The sequence below is a fragment of the Flexivirga sp. genome (genome assembly GCF_035551235.1).
In the GTDB taxonomy this organism is placed as follows: Bacteria; Actinomycetota; Actinomycetes; order Actinomycetales; family Dermatophilaceae; genus Flexivirga.
Genome location: NZ_DASZNO010000026.1, coordinates 45886 through 59812, shown reverse-complemented (window position 1 = coordinate 59812; position 13927 = coordinate 45886). Strand labels below are relative to the sequence as shown.

Sequence of the window (13927 nt, the reverse complement as noted above, 5' to 3'; positions counted from 1 at the left end):
ATGACCTACACCCTTGTGCTGCTACGTCATGGTGAGTCCGACTGGAACGCCAAGAACCTCTTCACCGGCTGGGTCGATGTCCCGCTGAGCGAGAAGGGCCGCCAGGAGGCCGTGCACGGTGGTGAGTTGCTGGCGTCCAGCAAGCTACTGCCCGACGTGGTGCACACCTCGCTGCTGCGGCGCGCGATCTCGACCGCTGCGCTCGCCCTCGACACCGCCGACCGGCACTGGATCCCGGTGCGTCGCAGCTGGCGGCTGAACGAGCGCCACTACGGCGCGCTGCAGGGCAAGGACAAGAAGGCCACGCTGGCGGAGTTCGGCGAGGAGCAGTTCATGACCTGGCGGCGCTCCTTCGACGTGCCGCCGCCGCCGATCGAGGCGGGCAGCGAGTTCAGTCAGGACGCCGACCCGCGGTATGCCGATCTCGGCGACGAGCTGCCGGCGACTGAATGCCTCAAGGACGTCATCGCCCGTTTCGTGCCCTACTGGGAGAAGGCGATCGTGCCGGACCTGCAGGACGGCAAGACCGTGCTCGTCGCGGCACACGGCAACTCGCTGCGCGCACTGGTCAAGCACCTGGACGGCATCAGCGACGACGACATCGTGGGCCTGAACATCCCCACCGGCCAGCCGCTGGTCTACCGGCTCGACGAGGACCTGAAGCCCACCGTGCCCGGCGGCGAATACCTCGACCCGGTGGCTGCCAAGGCCGCCGCCGAAGCCGTCGCCAACCAGGGGCGTTGAGACGTCTGTTCGCGAGCACCGCGACAGGTCGGTGCTGTTCCGGGCTGGCTACAGGCAAGGTCAGGCGACTGCACGACTAGTGGACGCCCCGCGGAGCGACGACCAAGGATGAGGGAGGCGGCCGGCGAGCTTGCTCGCGGCCGCCTCCCACATCCTTGCGAGGAGTGGAGCAAGTCAACGCTGCAGGCCCTCGTCCTGCGTGCCGTAACGGCCGGTGACGAGGTAGACGATCCGGTCGGCAACGGCGACGGCGTGGTCGCCGAACCGCTCGTAGTAGCGGCTGATCAGCGTCGTGTCGACCGCTGCCTCGGTCCCGTGCTCCCAGCTCTGGTCCAGCAGCTCGCCGAAGACCTTGCGGTGCAACTGGTCCATCCGGTCGTCGATCGACTCGATCTCGATGGCGCCGTGGACGTCCTTGTTCGCGATCGCGCTGCCGGTCGCGGTGACGAGTTCGTCTGCCACCGCAGCCATTTCGCGGATGGTCTCGCGCAACTGCTGGGGCACCGCGCAGTCGGGATAGCGGCGTCGAGCGGCCTTGGCCACGTGGCGGGCCAGGTCGCCCATCCGCTCGATGTCGCTGGCCATGTGCATGGCGGTGACGACCATCCGCAGGTCGGTGGCGACCGGCTGCTGGCGGGCGAGCAGGTCGACCGCCCGGTCGTCCACCTCGCGCCGCAATGCGTCGATGTCGTCGTCGGCGGCGATCACGCTCTCGGCGGTGGTCAGGTCGGTCTCCAGCAGAGCCGCGGTGGCGCGCCGCATGGCGGCACCGACCATGGTGGTCATCTCGACGAGGTCGTCGGAGACCTTGTCGAGGTCGTCGTGGAAGGCGTCGCGCATCTGAACTTCGATCCTTGTCAGTGGGGCGTTGTCGGTGGGGCGTTTGTCGGTGGGGCGTTGTCACTGGGGCATTCGGTACGGCGTCGGTGGGACGTCGGCTGCGCACCGGTCGGCGCTGCACGTTCAGTGAATCAGATGACTGCACGTGGGCACGGCGCGTCATACGTCCGACGCTCGCACGGTACGTCCATCCATCGTGGACCCTGGCAGGGATCGGTGAACACCACGGGACTCGAAAGTGAACGCTCGGCACACTCCCGGCATACGGTGCCGCTGAGGTGAAAACCGGGTGTCGCGGGTGCGTACATTGGTCGCCGTGAGGCTGGTTCGGAAGAAAGTCCCCTGATGGTCGCAGTTTTGGCAGCGGTGGTGGCATTGGTCGTCGGCATCGTCGTCGGCTGGCTGCTGCGTGCCCGGGGAACGCGCACGGCGGCGGCATCCGGCGCAACGCCGGATCGCCCGGTGTCCCCGCTCGCGCCCGCGGCCAGCGATGTGCTCGACGCGTTGAGCTCGGTGATCATCGTGCTGAACGCGTCCGACAAGGTCGTGCGGTCCAGCCCCAGTGCCGGTGCCCTCGGACTGGTGCGCCACACCGAGCTGTCCCACGCCCGGCTGCTCGACCTGGTGCGCGAGGTGCGGCGCGACGGCGAGAACCGGGAGGTCGAACTCGAGGTCGCCCGCGGCCCGCTCGGCAGCGCGCTGCTCAGGCTCGAGGTCCGGGCTGCCCGGTTACGCGCCCAGCACGTCCTGCTGCTCATCGAGGACCGCACCCAGTCGCGCCGCGTGGAGGAGATTCGGCGTGACTTCGTGGTCAACGTCTCGCACGAGCTGAAGACCCCGGTCAGCGGGCTGACGCTGCTGGCCGAAGCGATGGACGAGGCCCGCGACGACAGCGAGGCGGTGCATCGTTTCGCGTCTCGGATGCAGATCGAGACGACCCGGCTCGCGCGCCTGGTGCAGGAGATCGTCGATCTGTCCCGGTTGCAGGGCGACGACGCGCTGGACGAACCGGTCCTGGTCGACGTGCGGTCCTGCGCCAAGGAGGCCGTCGGCCACGTCCAGCTACTGGCCGCCGACAAGGGCATCAGCATCTCGACCGCGCTCGGCGCCCCGACCGTCCCGGCCGAGGTGTATGGCGACTCCAACCTGATCACCACCGCGCTGCGCAACCTCGTGGAGAACGCCGTCAACTACTCCGACGCCGACACCCGCGTCAGCGTGACCGTCCAGCCGGGCACCGAATTCGTGGCGGTGGTGGTCAAGGACCAGGGCAGCGGCATACCGCCCGCCGAGCTGGACCGTATCTTCGAGCGTTTCTACCGGGTCGACGCGGCCCGCTCACGGCGTACCGGCGGCACCGGGCTCGGCCTGGCGATCGTCAAACACGTCACCGCGAACCACGGCGGCGAGGTCACCGTCTGGTCCGAACCGGGCCAGGGCTCGACCTTCACCGTCCGGCTCCCGGCGGCTCGTCCCGAGTCGCCGGACAACCCCGTCATACCTGGAACAACACGGAAGGTCAGCACATGACGCGCATCCTCGTGGTCGAGGACGAAGTGTCCATCTCCGACCCGCTCACCTACCTGCTCGGGAAGGAGGGTTACGAAGTCGCGCTGGCCGAGACCGGCCCCGACGCGCTCCTGGAGTTCGACCGCAGCGGCGCCGACCTGGTGCTGCTGGACCTCATGCTCCCGGGCATGTCCGGCGTGGATGTATGCCGCGTGCTGCGGCAGAAGTCCAACGTGCCGGTCATCATGCTCACGGCCAAGGACGACGAGGTCGACAAGGTCGTCGGGCTCGAGCTCGGCGCCGACGACTACATCACCAAGCCGTACTCCTCCCGGGAGCTGCTCGCGCGGCTCAAGGCGGTGCTGCGACGCGGCCAGGACGCCTCGGACGAGTTGCTGCCGGCGACGCTGGAGGGTGGGCCGGTCCGGATGGACGTCGAGCGCCATACAGTCGTGGTCGCGGGTGACTCGATCTCGTTGCCGCTCAAGGAATTCGAGCTGCTCGAGCTGTTGCTGCGCAACACCGGTCGAGTGCTCACCCGGTCGCAGTTGATCGACCGCATCTGGGGCAGCGACTACGTCGGCGACACCAAGACGCTGGACGTGCACATCAAACGGTTGCGCGCCAAGATCGAGACCGACCCGGGCAACCCGCAGCACATCCAGACGGTGCGCGGGCTGGGCTACAAGTTCGACACGGCCTGACCGGGCAACAACGTGCGAAGGCCGCTGACGGGTATGCCGTCAGCGGCCTTTCGGCTGTCGGGGCCGCCCGGGAAAGATGGGGCGGCGCCGGATCAGGCCGGCGGTTCCTCGACCTGGGTGTTTGGGGGCGGGGTGAACGTCGGGTGGTCCGGCGAGGCCGAACCGTAGGGGTACTGGTCGAGCATCACCGGGACCTGGAGATCCGTGGCGCCCGACTTCGCGGTCGCGAACGTGACCTTCTGCGAGGAACCCGGCTGGGCGGCGACCGAGGGCACCGACACCGGCGACACGATCGCCTTGCTGCCGGCGGACTTCTTGCCGTCGAGCCGGACCGCGGTGGTGGCGGGGACGGTGATCGTGGTCGCCTTCTTGCCGGCGGTGACGGTGAGCTTGATCGGCGACTGGCCGTTGTTGACGGCCACACCGTGCAGCTCGCCGGGGTCGCCCTTGGCGCCGGTGACGATCAGGACGTTCTGCAGTTGCAGGGAGCCCATCGTCGCGCTGGTCCCGTCGGCCGCCTCGTAACTCTTGGTCGTCTGAGCCGGTGAGAGGTACATGCAGCCGCTCAGCGTCGTCGCGGCCGCCGCAAGGGTCACTGCCCCGAGGGCCGGCCGAGACACCGAATTCAGGTGGGAAGGCAGTCGTCGCGTCACACGCGGAAGCCTAGCGGTCCGGCGCCGGCGGTTTCGACCGGGCAGGGCCTCCCGGTGGTCACTCCATTACAGGTCGCGCGCGCGGAGCACGCTCGATGCGGGTTGTCAAGGTGCTGTGTGGGGGCGGTGGAAGGCCGCTGACCTGCGGAAACGTTTATGTGACCCGCGCAACTCGTGATATTCTGGAGGTCGCGAAAGGGGAAAACAACACATGGTTTTCAAGGTCGGCGAGACGGTCGTTTACCCGCATCACGGAGCGGCTCTCATCGAAGAGATCAATGTTCGCAAGATCAAGGGAGAGGACAAGCAGTACCTCGTTCTCAAGGTTGCGCAGGGTGACCTGAAGATCGAGGTCCCGGCCGAAAACTGCGACCTGGTGGGCGTGCGCGACGTCGTCAGCAAGGAAGGCCTCGACCGCGTGTTCGAGGTGCTGCGCGCCGAGCACACGGAGGAGCCGACCAACTGGTCGCGTCGCTACAAGGCAAACCTGGAGAAGCTCGCGTCCGGTGACGTGATCAAGGTGGCGGAGGTCGTGCGTGACCTGTGGCGCCGTGACCAGGACCGCGGCCTGTCCGCCGGCGAGAAGCGCATGCTGGCCAAGGCCCGCCAGATCCTGGTGTCCGAGTTGGCACTTGCCGAGCACACCAACGAGGACAAGGCCGAGGCCACCCTCGACGAGGTGCTCGCCTCCTGAGCCCGACAACCACCGACAACGCCCACGACGAATTCGTCGTGGGCGTTGTCGTCGTCGCTGCCGGGATGGGTGTGCGCCTGCGCGCCGGTATGCCGAAGGCCCTCGTCCGCGTCGGCGGTCGCACCCTGGTGGAGCACGCCGTTGATGCGGCTCGTCAATCCTGCGGGTCGAGTAGGGCGGAGGAGCGGAGCGGGGGAGCCCGTATCGAGACCGGACCGCCGGCGATCGTCGTGGTCGCGCCGCGCACTCACCTGGCAGAGTTCGAGGCGCTGTTACCGGGCGTGCGCGTCATACCAGGGGGCGCGGAGCGCACCGACTCCGTCGCGGCGGGTCTGGCCGCCCTGCCGGACGACGTCGACATCGTGCTGGTGCACGACGCCGCACGCGCGCTGGCTCCGCCGTCGCTCTTCGATGCGGTCGCCGAGGCCGTCGCGCGCGGTGCCGACGCCGTGGTGCCCGGTCTGCCGGTCACCGACACGATCAAGCAGGTCGACGCCGCCGGTGCCGTCGTGCAGACACCCGACCGCTCGACGCTGCGCGCGGTGCAGACACCACAAGGATTCCAGCGCGCGGCGCTGGAGGCCGCCCACGCGCGCGGCGGCGCGGCGACCGATGACGCGATGCTCATCGAGCGGGCCGGCGGGACGGTGCAGGTGATCGACGGCGACCCGCTCGCGATGAAGATCACCCTGCCGCCCGACATCGAAGCCGCAGAGCGCCTGCTGGCACCTCGCGTATCGAAACCCGCTACCCCCGCGCTCGTCGTCCTCGGCGGCCTGCCCGGTGTCGGCAAGACCACCCTCGCGCGTGCGCTCGCACGCCGAATTCCACTGGCACACATAAGAGTCGACACGATCGAGGCGACGCTGGTGCACAGCGGAATGGCCGATCGGATCACCGGCCCGGAGGGGTATGCCGTGGCGTTCCGCCTCGCCGCGGATCAGCTCGCGCTCGGCCTGTCCGTCGTCGCCGACACCGTCAACCCGCTGCCGGAGACCCGCGACTGGTGGCGTCAGGTCGCCATACAGCACGACGCACGGGTCGTCGAGATCGAGCTCACCTGCTCCGATGCCGCGGTGCACGAGGCACGCGTCGGTGAGCGGGAGTCCGACATACCGGGCCTGACCGTGCCGACCTGGCACCAGGTCCTCGACCGCGAATACCATCCGTGGTCGCCGGACCTGCGGCTCGACACCGCCACGAGCAGCCCGGACGACCTTGCCGACACCGTGATCGACTGGATGAGGAGTCACGAATGATGTTGCCGCGCACCGGGATCGGTGTCGACGTCCATGGCTATGCCGACGATGACCGGTCGTTGTGGCTCGCCGGGCTGGAGTGGCCGGGTGAGCGTGGCGTCGAGGGGCACAGCGACGGCGACGTCGCGGCGCATGCGATGTGCGATGCGCTCTTCTCGGCTGCGGGCATCGGTGACCTCGGTGCGCATTTCGGCGTCGACCGTCCCGAGCTGGCCGGTGCGTCCGGGGCGCGTCTGCTGGGGGAGGCGCGGAAGATCCTGGCGGACAACGGTTTCCGGATAGGCAACGTCGCCGTCCAGGTGATCGCCAACCGCCCGAAGATCGGCAAGCGCCGCAGCGAGGCTCAAGCGGCTTTGTCCGACGCCCTGGGCGGAGTGCCGGTGTCAGTGGCCGGCACCACCACCGAGGGACTCGGCCTCACCGGTCGCGGCGAGGGCGTCGCGGCGATCGCCACGGCCCTCGTCATACCTGCGGAGTAGCCGGGTCAGTGCGCGCTCTCGGTCAGTCGAGCCAGTAGGCCGACGGCGTCGTGCGGCGCGTAACCCTTGGCGTCGTTGTCGAAGTAGACGTACACGTCCTGTCCCGCTGCCGACCATGTCCGGCAGCGTGCCGTCCACCGGTCGAGAGCTTCGGGCGAGTAGCCGCTGGTGTAGAGCTCGGTGTCGCCGTGCAACCGGACATACCGGAAGCCGGCCGTGTCGCGGTCGATGACCGGCCAACGGCCGGCGCTGTCGGAGAGCACCATCGCAATGTCGTGCCGCCGCAGCAGGTCCGCCGCCTCGGGCTCGAGGAAGCTGTCGTGCCGCGGCTCGAGGGCGTGTCGCAGGGGTGTGTATGACGTGGCGCGTGTCAGCGTGCGCGACTCCTTGATCTTGTCGTCATGCTGCTGCGCGAGTCGCTCCGCCTGGGTGGTGTCCCGCGGCAGCAAGCTGAAGAACGCCTCCAGCAGGTCTGCGTCATACGGCTGGCGGGCCGGGAGCTGCCACAGGATCGGGCCGAGTTGCGGCGGCAGCGCGAGGACGCCGGACGCGAAGAAATTGGCCAGCGCCGGGCCGACATCGTGCAGCCGCTTGAGGTGGGTGATGAAGCGCCCGCCCTTGACCGCGAAGACGAAGTCGTCCGGTGTCTGGTCGCGCCAGGCGGCATACGAGCTGGGGCGTTGCAGCGAGTAGAACGAGCCGTTGATCTCGGCGGATGTCGTGCGGTGCGAGAGGTATTCGAGCTCGCGGCGGTGCACCAGACCCGGCGGATAGAAGTCGCCGCGCCAAGTGGGATAGCTCCACCCCGAGGTGCCCACGAAGAACGAACTCATCCCACCAACGTACGCAGGTGAGCGGCGGGCACCCGCGAATACGGATGCCCGCCGGGGCTCGGGCGACCTCTGGACCGATCAGAGTGACGGCATGGCGCCGTGATGGACGCTGCGTATGACGTGCGGTGTCGTCGCGCGGAAACGCAGCGCGCTCGACTCGTAGATGAGGTGCAGGCGCCCGTTGGCGTAGGCGAGACCCTCGGAGCGTGGCGGGCAGGTGATCCAGTTGCCGATGCGCGTGTCCCCGTCGTACGGCGTATGACGCGGCCAGACGACCAGATGACTGTCCGCGGTGCCCCAGGACGTCGACCAGACGATCCGGTTGCCGACGACCGCGACGCCCTGGACCTTCGACGGTGTGGTCACCGCTTCACGGCGGGTCAGCGCGCCGCTGCGCGCGACCGAGTAGCGGTACATCGTCGAGCGGTGGTCCCTGTCGCAGGTGCCGACCCAGACGTTCTCGCCCTGGCCGAACGCGTAGGACGCCTTGCTCTTGATGTCGGCGATGTGGTCGGCATGGATCAGCGTGCCGCTCGGCTTGCTGAGCCGAGAGATCGGGTAACGGAACAACACGCCGTCCGTCGCCACCCAGAAGAAACGGTCCGTCGTCGCGATCCCGCCGATGTGCCGCTGGGTGTTGAGGATCAGCGTCTTGATCGGCCGGAGCGTCGTGCGGTGCAGGATCACGATCCGGCTGTTGGCCCGCTTCTTCCAGTCGTCGCCCTCGTATCGCGAGTCGTAGTAGCTGATGATCAGCAGGTCGCGTCCCCAGTTGGTCAGGCCCTGCGCGGCCCAATGCGTGTCGTGCATCGGGAAGCCCCGGGGCCCGACATCGAAGTAGCGGTAGTACTCGGAGTACTTCGCCGGGTGCGTCGCCGCGAACGACGGCTGCGCGGTCAGCGCGGATGCAGTGGTCGCTGCAGCTGCACCGAGGCCGCCGCCGAGCAGGGTACGTCTGGTCAGGCCGGTCATCGTCATTTCCTTCTGGGAGTTGCGGGTCTGCCGTGGCACGGTGCTTTGTCGACGCTGAGCGGGCGGTGCAGGTTCCGTGGGCGATTCGTCGTTAGGGTGGTCGGAACGTCGAAACGAGAGGAATCCCGGTGAGCGGCATACGAATCGACAAGGTGGTCACCTCGGGCACGTTCAGCCTGGACGGTGGCACCTGGGACGTCGACAACAACGTCTGGGTGATCGGCGACGACACCGAGTGCGTCGTGATCGACGCGGCCCACGACGCGACGGCGATCAACGAAGCGATCGGTGACCGGCGGCTCACGCACATCCTGTGCACCCACGGACATGACGATCACATCGACGCGGTGCGCGACCTGGTCGCGCTGCACGAGGGCACACCGGTGCTGATCCACGACGCGGACCGGATGCTCTGGGACCGCAAGATCAACGTGCCGCCGGACGGTGCGCTCACCGACGGACAGTCGATCGCGGTGGGCGGGGCCGAGCTGAAGGTTGTTCACACGCCGGGACATTCGCCGGGTGCGTGCTGCTTCCTGCTCGACGGCCAACACGTCCTCTTCAGCGGTGACACCCTCTTCCAGGGCGGCCCGGGAGCGACCGGGCGCTCGTTCAGCGACTTCGGCACCATCATCGACTCGATCCGCGACAAGTTGCTCACGCTGCCACCGGAGACCGTCGTGCACACCGGCCACGGCGACGACACGTCGATCGGGGCGGAGGCACCGCACCTGCAGGAGTGGATCGACCGCGGGGAATAGCGGGTGGCCGGGGCAGCGCTCGCGGGCCGTTAAACTCGGCGGGTGACTTTGCAGATCTTCGACACCGCCACCGGGACCCAGCGGCCCTTCGAGCCGCTGCGCGAGGGACATGTCGGCATCTACATCTGTGGGCTCACCACGCAGGGGGCTCCGCACATCGGCCACGTGCGTTTCGCCGTCGCCTTCGACATCCTGCGCCGCTGGCTCACCACCGGCCACGGGTATGACGTGACGCTCGTGCGCAACGTGACGGACATCGACGACAAGATCCTGGCCAAATCCGCCGAGGCCGACGTCCCCTGGAACCAGTGGTCCTACGACTTCGAGCGCACCACCAACGACGCACTCGACCTGCTCGGTGTGCTGCGCCCGAGCTACGAGCCGCGCGCCACCGGGCACGTGACGGACATGGTCGACCTGGTCCGCATGCTCATCGACAAGGGCCACGCCTACCCGGCGGAGGACGGCTCCGGCGACGTCTACTTCGACGTCAAGTCCTGGCCGGACTACGGCCGGCTGACCCGCCAGAAGCTCGATGACATGGAGCCCGCCGCAGATGCCGACCCGCGCGGCAAGCGGGACCCGCGCGACTTCGCACTCTGGAAGGGCACCAAGGCCGGCGAGCCGGCGACCGCGTCCTGGCCGACGCCCTGGGGCGACGGGCGTCCGGGCTGGCACCTGGAGTGCTCGGCGATGGTGCGCCGCTGGCTGGGTGACACCTTCGACATACATGGTGGCGGCATCGACCTGCGCTTCCCGCACCACGAGAACGAACAAGCCCAATCCCGTGCTGCGGGACTGGGTTTCGCCCGCTACTGGATGCACAACGGCTGGGTCACCATCGCCGGCGAGAAGATGAGCAAGTCGCTCGGCAACAGCCTCGCGGTGCTCGAGCTGACCAAGACCGTGCGGCCGCTGGTGCTGCGCTATTACCTGAGCGCCGTGCACTACCGCTCGACGATCGAGTACCAGCCCGGTTCGCTGACCGAGGCCGCAGCCGCGGTCGACCGGATCGAGGGCTTCCTCGACCGCGCGTTGCCGAACGGCGTGGCGGAGGCCGGCGCCATACCGGCTGCGTTCGCGGAAGCGATGGACGACGACCTCAACGTCTCGGGCGCGCTCGCGGTGGTCTTCGACCTGATCCGCGAGGGCAACATCGCCCTCGACGACGGCGACAACGACCGAGCCGCCGAGCTCGCCGGCCAGGTCGTGGCGATGACCGAGGTGCTGGGCGTCAATCCGCTTGCACCACAGTGGAATTCCGGCAGCGACAGCGCCACCTCTGAGGCGCTCGACGCGCTGGTGGAGGCACTCATCGACGCACGAGCACGTGCTCGCAAGGAGCGCGATTTCGCGACCGCGGACCAGATCCGCGACCAGCTGACCACCGCGGGCATCGCGGTGGAGGACGGGCCGGACGGTGCTCGATGGACCGTCACCGGCAAACCGACGAAGGACGATTGACGTGCCTGGAAATTCAAGCCGCCGCGGAGCGGTCCGCAAGGGCAACTCGCGCAAGGGCCCGCAGGTCGGGACCGGCGGCCACAAGCGGCGCTCACTGGAGGGCAAGGGCCCGACGCCCAAAGCGGGCGACCGTCCGAATCACAAGGCCTACAAGGCGGCTCAGAAGTCGGAGGGTGGCAAGCCCTCGGGCGCCAGGCGCCCGCAACGCTCCACCAAGGCGTCGGGCGAGCTCATCGTCGGCCGCAACTCCGTCCTGGAGGCGCTGCGCGTCGGCATACCCGCAACCGCCCTGTATGTCGCCGGCCGGATCGACTCCGACGACCGCGTCAAGGAGTCGCTGAAGATCGCCGCCGACGAGGTGATCCCGATCATGGAGGCGCAGCGGCCCGAGCTGGACCGGATGGCCGACGGCACCCCGCACCAGGGGCTGGCGCTGCAGGTCCCGCCATACGACTATGCGCACCCGGACGACCTGCTCAACCCCGAGGCGCCCGGCACCCAGCTCGTCGTCGCCCTCGACGGCATCACCGACCCGCGCAACCTGGGTGCGATCCTGCGCTCGGTGGCGGCCTTCGGCGGGCACGGTGTGATCGTTCCCGAACGGCGGTCGGCAGGTATGACGGCCGCCGCCTGGAAGACCTCCGCCGGTGCGGCGGCACGGGTGCCGGTTGCGTTGGCCGGCAACCTCACTCGGACCCTGAACGACTTCCGCAAGGCCGGCTTCTTCGTCATCGGTCTCGACATGGACGGAGACGTCGAGCTGCCCGGCCTGGCGCTGGCGACCGAACCGCTGGTCATCGTCGTCGGCTCCGAGGGCAAGGGGCTGTCCCGTCTCGTGAGCGAGACCTGCGACCAGATCGTGTCGGTGCCGATGAGCTCGGCGGTCGAGTCGCTGAACGCCGGCATCGCCGCGTCCGTCACGCTCTACGAAGTGGCCCGGCTGCGCGCGCAGGCCTGACGGCCGGCTCAAATACTGCTCGTGGAATGGAACCACAGGTCCGTTCGCGTGGTCCGATGTAGCGATTCGGGTACATCGCGACGATCGAGAGCAGGCAATGAGCAATTACAACGGCAACTCCGGCGGCTACCCCGGCAGCGGTGAGTCGTCCGGTGAACAGTCCTCCGAACCGCAGTACGGCACGCAGCCGCCGCAGGAGGGTTACGGCCAGCAGGCCTATGGCCAGCCCGCCTACGGTCAGCCGCAGTATGCCGCGGCCGGTGGTGAGCCGACCTTCTTCATCCTGAACATGGGTCAGGAGCAGGGCCCGGTGCCCTACTCGCAGCTGGCGCAGATGGCGGCGGCCGGTGCGGTCAAGGGCGAGACCCCGATTCGTGATGCCAGCACCGGGGCGGTGCTGCAGGCGAAGCAGTTGCCCGGTGTCTTCTCCAGCAAGGACTGGATGACCGCGGTGCTCTTGTCGTTCTTCCTCGGTGGCCTCGGTGTCGACCGGTTCTACCTCGGCCAGATCGGCCTCGGCATCCTCAAGCTCGTGACGCTGGGTGCGTGTGGCATCTGGTCGCTGATCGACTTCATCATGCTGCTGATGCGCAAGATCAACGACTCCGAGGGCAAGCCGCTGGCATAGCTCACCCCACGAAGTTTTCTCCCCCGCTGGCTCCTCCGAAATACTTCGCGGGGACCCCGAGAGCTCCGCTACCGGAATCTCTCAACGGTCGGCGCGGACCGGCATCTCCTCGGTGTCGACGCCGACGACGGTGCTGTCGTCGGGCTTGCCCGGGAGCACCGTGGCGATGTAGTCGCGGACGGCGTCCTCGATCGGGAAGTCCCGGTGCGCGGCTTCGGACATGTACCACCGGTGCTCCAGCACCTCGTGGAACAGCTCGGCCGGCTCGATCTTCCGGCGCATCTCCGGGGGAGCGGTGCGGGTGACGGGCTCGTAGATCTGCATCAGCCAGTCGTGCGCGACCTGCTCCTCGTCGTCGTTCTGGCGTTCGTTGGACGCCCGGAAGGAATCCAGGTCGTTGAGCAGCCGGCGTGCCTGGTTGTCCTCGACATCCAGCCCGGTCAGCCGGAGCAGCCGGCGTGAATGATGGCCCGCATCAACGATTTTCGGCTGGATCTGGATCGTGGCGCCGTCGAAGTCGGTGGTGATGTCGAGCTCGCCGACATCGAAGCCGAGTGAGTTGAGCTTCCGGATCCGCTCGTCGACCCGCCAGCGCTCGCCGACGTCGAAACGCTCGACAGCGGTCAGTTCGCGCCAGAGGATCCCGTAGCGCTCGATGATGCGGTCGGAGATCTCGATCGGGTCGTAGTCCTCGCTGAGGAAACCCCCGGCCTGTAGGTCCATCAGCTCGCCGGCGATGTTGACGCGCGCGATGTCCAGGTCGTGCTCGCGTTGGCCGTTGGTCAGCTGGTCGTGCAGCTCGCCGGTCTCGGCATCCACCAGGTATGCCGCGAACTCGCCCGCGCTGCGCTTGAAGAGCGTGTTGGACAGGGAGACGTCACCCCACCAGAAGCCGATCAGATGCAGGCGCACGAGCAGCACTGCCAGCGCGTCGATCAGCCGCGTGGCGGTCTCGGGCCGCAGGCTCTGGCTCAGCATCGCGCGGTAGGGCAGCGAGAACTGCAGGTGCCGGGTGAGCAGGCACGCATCGAGCGGCTCGCCGCTCCTGGTGAGCCGGCCCCTGACCACGCCGACAGGTTCGACCACGGGCTGGCCGAGCCGCCGCAGCATCCGCAGCATGTTGTATTCGCGCGCCGCGATGTCGGCCTTGATCTCCTTGACCGCGATGACCCGGCCCTCGACGCGCACGAAGCGCACGACGTGCCGGGAGATGCCGCGCGGTAACGCCGCGAGTCGGTCCTCCGGCCACTCCTCCAGCGGTTGCCGCCATGGGAGATCCAGGAGCGCCGGCCAGGGACGGGCCGTGGTCATGTCGAGTGCCACGCCCCCATTGTGCCCTTCACTCACGGGTACGTGGGAACGCGAAAGGCGGCATACACCGCAGTGGGTGTATGCCGCCCCTCGAACGGGTTTCGATACGGGCTCGTAC

15 protein-coding genes are annotated in these 13927 nt (G+C 68.3%); 10 read left to right on the top strand and 5 right to left on the bottom strand.

Annotated elements, in window-relative coordinates:
- On the top strand, positions 1 to 744 hold the full coding sequence (locus tag VG502_RS07995) for a phosphoglyceromutase (protein WP_325549506.1): 744 nt from the start codon (positions 1 to 3) through the stop codon (positions 742 to 744).
- 174 nt (positions 745 to 918) lie between these two features.
- Here the strand turns inward: VG502_RS07995 and phoU are convergent, their stop codons facing one another.
- On the bottom strand, positions 919 to 1584 hold the full coding sequence (gene phoU / locus VG502_RS07990) for a phosphate signaling complex protein PhoU (protein WP_325549505.1): 666 nt from the start codon (positions 1582 to 1584) through the stop codon (positions 919 to 921).
- A 345-nt stretch (positions 1585 to 1929) separates the two neighbouring features.
- Here phoU and VG502_RS07985 point away from each other — a divergent pair, with 345 nt between their 5' ends.
- Both VG502_RS07985 and VG502_RS07980 read left to right on the top strand, forming a co-directional pair.
- Positions 1930 to 3114, top strand: coding sequence for a sensor histidine kinase (locus VG502_RS07985; protein WP_325549504.1), 1185 nt, complete (start codon positions 1930 to 1932; stop codon positions 3112 to 3114).
- Positions 3111 to 3797, top strand: coding sequence for a response regulator transcription factor (locus VG502_RS07980; protein WP_325549503.1), 687 nt, complete (start codon positions 3111 to 3113; stop codon positions 3795 to 3797). Before VG502_RS07985 ends, VG502_RS07980 begins: the two co-directional genes overlap by 4 nt.
- A 92-nt stretch (positions 3798 to 3889) precedes the next feature.
- On the opposite strand, the gene VG502_RS07975 is transcribed toward VG502_RS07980, so the two are convergent.
- Entirely contained in the window at positions 3890 to 4450 is a 561-nt protein-coding gene (locus VG502_RS07975) for a hypothetical protein (RefSeq protein WP_325549502.1), read from the bottom strand.
- Between the two features lie 211 nt (positions 4451 to 4661).
- Between VG502_RS07975 and VG502_RS07970 the strand changes: the two genes are divergently transcribed.
- The 3 genes from VG502_RS07970 to ispF are packed head-to-tail and all read left to right on the top strand — an operon-like array spanning position 4662 to position 6882.
- A complete protein-coding gene (locus tag VG502_RS07970; RefSeq protein ID WP_325549501.1) occupies positions 4662 to 5144 on the top strand; it encodes a CarD family transcriptional regulator in 483 nt (160 codons plus the stop codon).
- A gap of 38 nt (positions 5145 to 5182) precedes the next feature.
- On the top strand, positions 5183 to 6403 hold the full coding sequence (locus tag VG502_RS07965; protein WP_325549500.1) for a 2-C-methyl-D-erythritol 4-phosphate cytidylyltransferase: 1221 nt from the start codon (positions 5183 to 5185) through the stop codon (positions 6401 to 6403).
- The gene (ispF, locus tag VG502_RS07960) at positions 6400 to 6882 is read left to right on the top strand and encodes a 2-C-methyl-D-erythritol 2,4-cyclodiphosphate synthase (protein WP_325549499.1); all 483 of its coding nucleotides are present in this window, start codon (positions 6400 to 6402) and stop codon (positions 6880 to 6882) included. Before VG502_RS07965 ends, ispF begins: the two co-directional genes overlap by 4 nt.
- 5 nt (positions 6883 to 6887) lie before the next feature.
- Here ispF and VG502_RS07955 read toward each other — a convergent pair whose 3' ends face one another.
- Both VG502_RS07955 and VG502_RS07950 read right to left on the bottom strand, forming a co-directional pair.
- On the bottom strand, positions 6888 to 7715 hold the full coding sequence (locus VG502_RS07955; RefSeq protein WP_325549498.1) for a DUF72 domain-containing protein: 828 nt from the start codon (positions 7713 to 7715) through the stop codon (positions 6888 to 6890).
- 78 nt (positions 7716 to 7793) lie between these two features.
- Positions 7794 to 8687 carry a hypothetical protein gene (locus VG502_RS07950; RefSeq protein WP_325549497.1) on the bottom strand — a complete coding sequence of 298 codons (894 nt, stop codon included), beginning with the start codon at positions 8685 to 8687 and terminating at the stop codon, positions 7794 to 7796.
- 122 nt (positions 8688 to 8809) lie between these two features.
- Here VG502_RS07950 and VG502_RS07945 point away from each other — a divergent pair, with 122 nt between their 5' ends.
- The 4 genes from VG502_RS07945 to VG502_RS07930 all read left to right on the top strand — a co-directional run bounded on the left by VG502_RS07945 (position 8810) and on the right by VG502_RS07930 (position 12498).
- On the top strand, positions 8810 to 9448 hold the full coding sequence (locus VG502_RS07945) for an MBL fold metallo-hydrolase (protein ID WP_414655718.1): 639 nt from the start codon (positions 8810 to 8812) through the stop codon (positions 9446 to 9448).
- A gap of 42 nt (positions 9449 to 9490) precedes the next feature.
- Positions 9491 to 10912, top strand: coding sequence for a cysteine--tRNA ligase (gene cysS, locus VG502_RS07940; protein WP_325549495.1), 1422 nt, complete (start codon positions 9491 to 9493; stop codon positions 10910 to 10912).
- 1 nt (position 10913) lies between these two features.
- Positions 10914 to 11870, top strand: coding sequence for a 23S rRNA (guanosine(2251)-2'-O)-methyltransferase RlmB (gene rlmB, locus VG502_RS07935; protein WP_325549494.1), 957 nt, complete (start codon positions 10914 to 10916; stop codon positions 11868 to 11870).
- Between the two features lie 97 nt (positions 11871 to 11967).
- The gene (locus tag VG502_RS07930) at positions 11968 to 12498 is read left to right on the top strand and encodes a TM2 domain-containing protein (RefSeq protein WP_325549493.1); all 531 of its coding nucleotides are present in this window, start codon (positions 11968 to 11970) and stop codon (positions 12496 to 12498) included.
- Positions 12499 to 12579: 81 nt separating this feature from the next.
- On the opposite strand, the gene VG502_RS07925 is transcribed toward VG502_RS07930, so the two are convergent.
- Positions 12580 to 13821 carry a DUF4032 domain-containing protein gene (locus tag VG502_RS07925; RefSeq protein WP_325549492.1) on the bottom strand — a complete coding sequence of 414 codons (1242 nt, stop codon included), beginning with the start codon at positions 13819 to 13821 and terminating at the stop codon, positions 12580 to 12582.
- Positions 13822 to 13927: the final 106 nt, after the last annotated feature.

Excerpts from the sequence above, each read along its gene's own strand:
- phoU (WP_325549505.1), bottom strand. The coding sequence starts at position 1,584 with ATGCGCGACGCCTTCCACGACGACCTCGACAAGGTCTCCGACGACCTC.
- VG502_RS07950 (WP_325549497.1), bottom strand. The coding sequence starts at position 8,687 with ATGACCGGCCTGACCAGACGTACCCTGCTCGGCGGCGGCCTCGGTGCA.
- VG502_RS07930 (WP_325549493.1), top strand. The coding sequence starts at position 11,968 with ATGAGCAATTACAACGGCAACTCCGGCGGCTACCCCGGCAGCGGTGAG.
- VG502_RS07955 (WP_325549498.1), bottom strand. The coding sequence starts at position 7,715 with ATGAGTTCGTTCTTCGTGGGCACCTCGGGGTGGAGCTATCCCACTTGG.
- ispF (WP_325549499.1), top strand. The coding sequence starts at position 6,400 with ATGATGTTGCCGCGCACCGGGATCGGTGTCGACGTCCATGGCTATGCC.
- VG502_RS07995 (WP_325549506.1), top strand. The coding sequence starts at position 1 with ATGACCTACACCCTTGTGCTGCTACGTCATGGTGAGTCCGACTGGAAC.
- VG502_RS07970 (WP_325549501.1), top strand. The coding sequence starts at position 4,662 with ATGGTTTTCAAGGTCGGCGAGACGGTCGTTTACCCGCATCACGGAGCG.
- VG502_RS07985 (WP_325549504.1), top strand. The coding sequence starts at position 1,930 with ATGGTCGCAGTTTTGGCAGCGGTGGTGGCATTGGTCGTCGGCATCGTC.
- VG502_RS07980 (WP_325549503.1), top strand. The coding sequence starts at position 3,111 with ATGACGCGCATCCTCGTGGTCGAGGACGAAGTGTCCATCTCCGACCCG.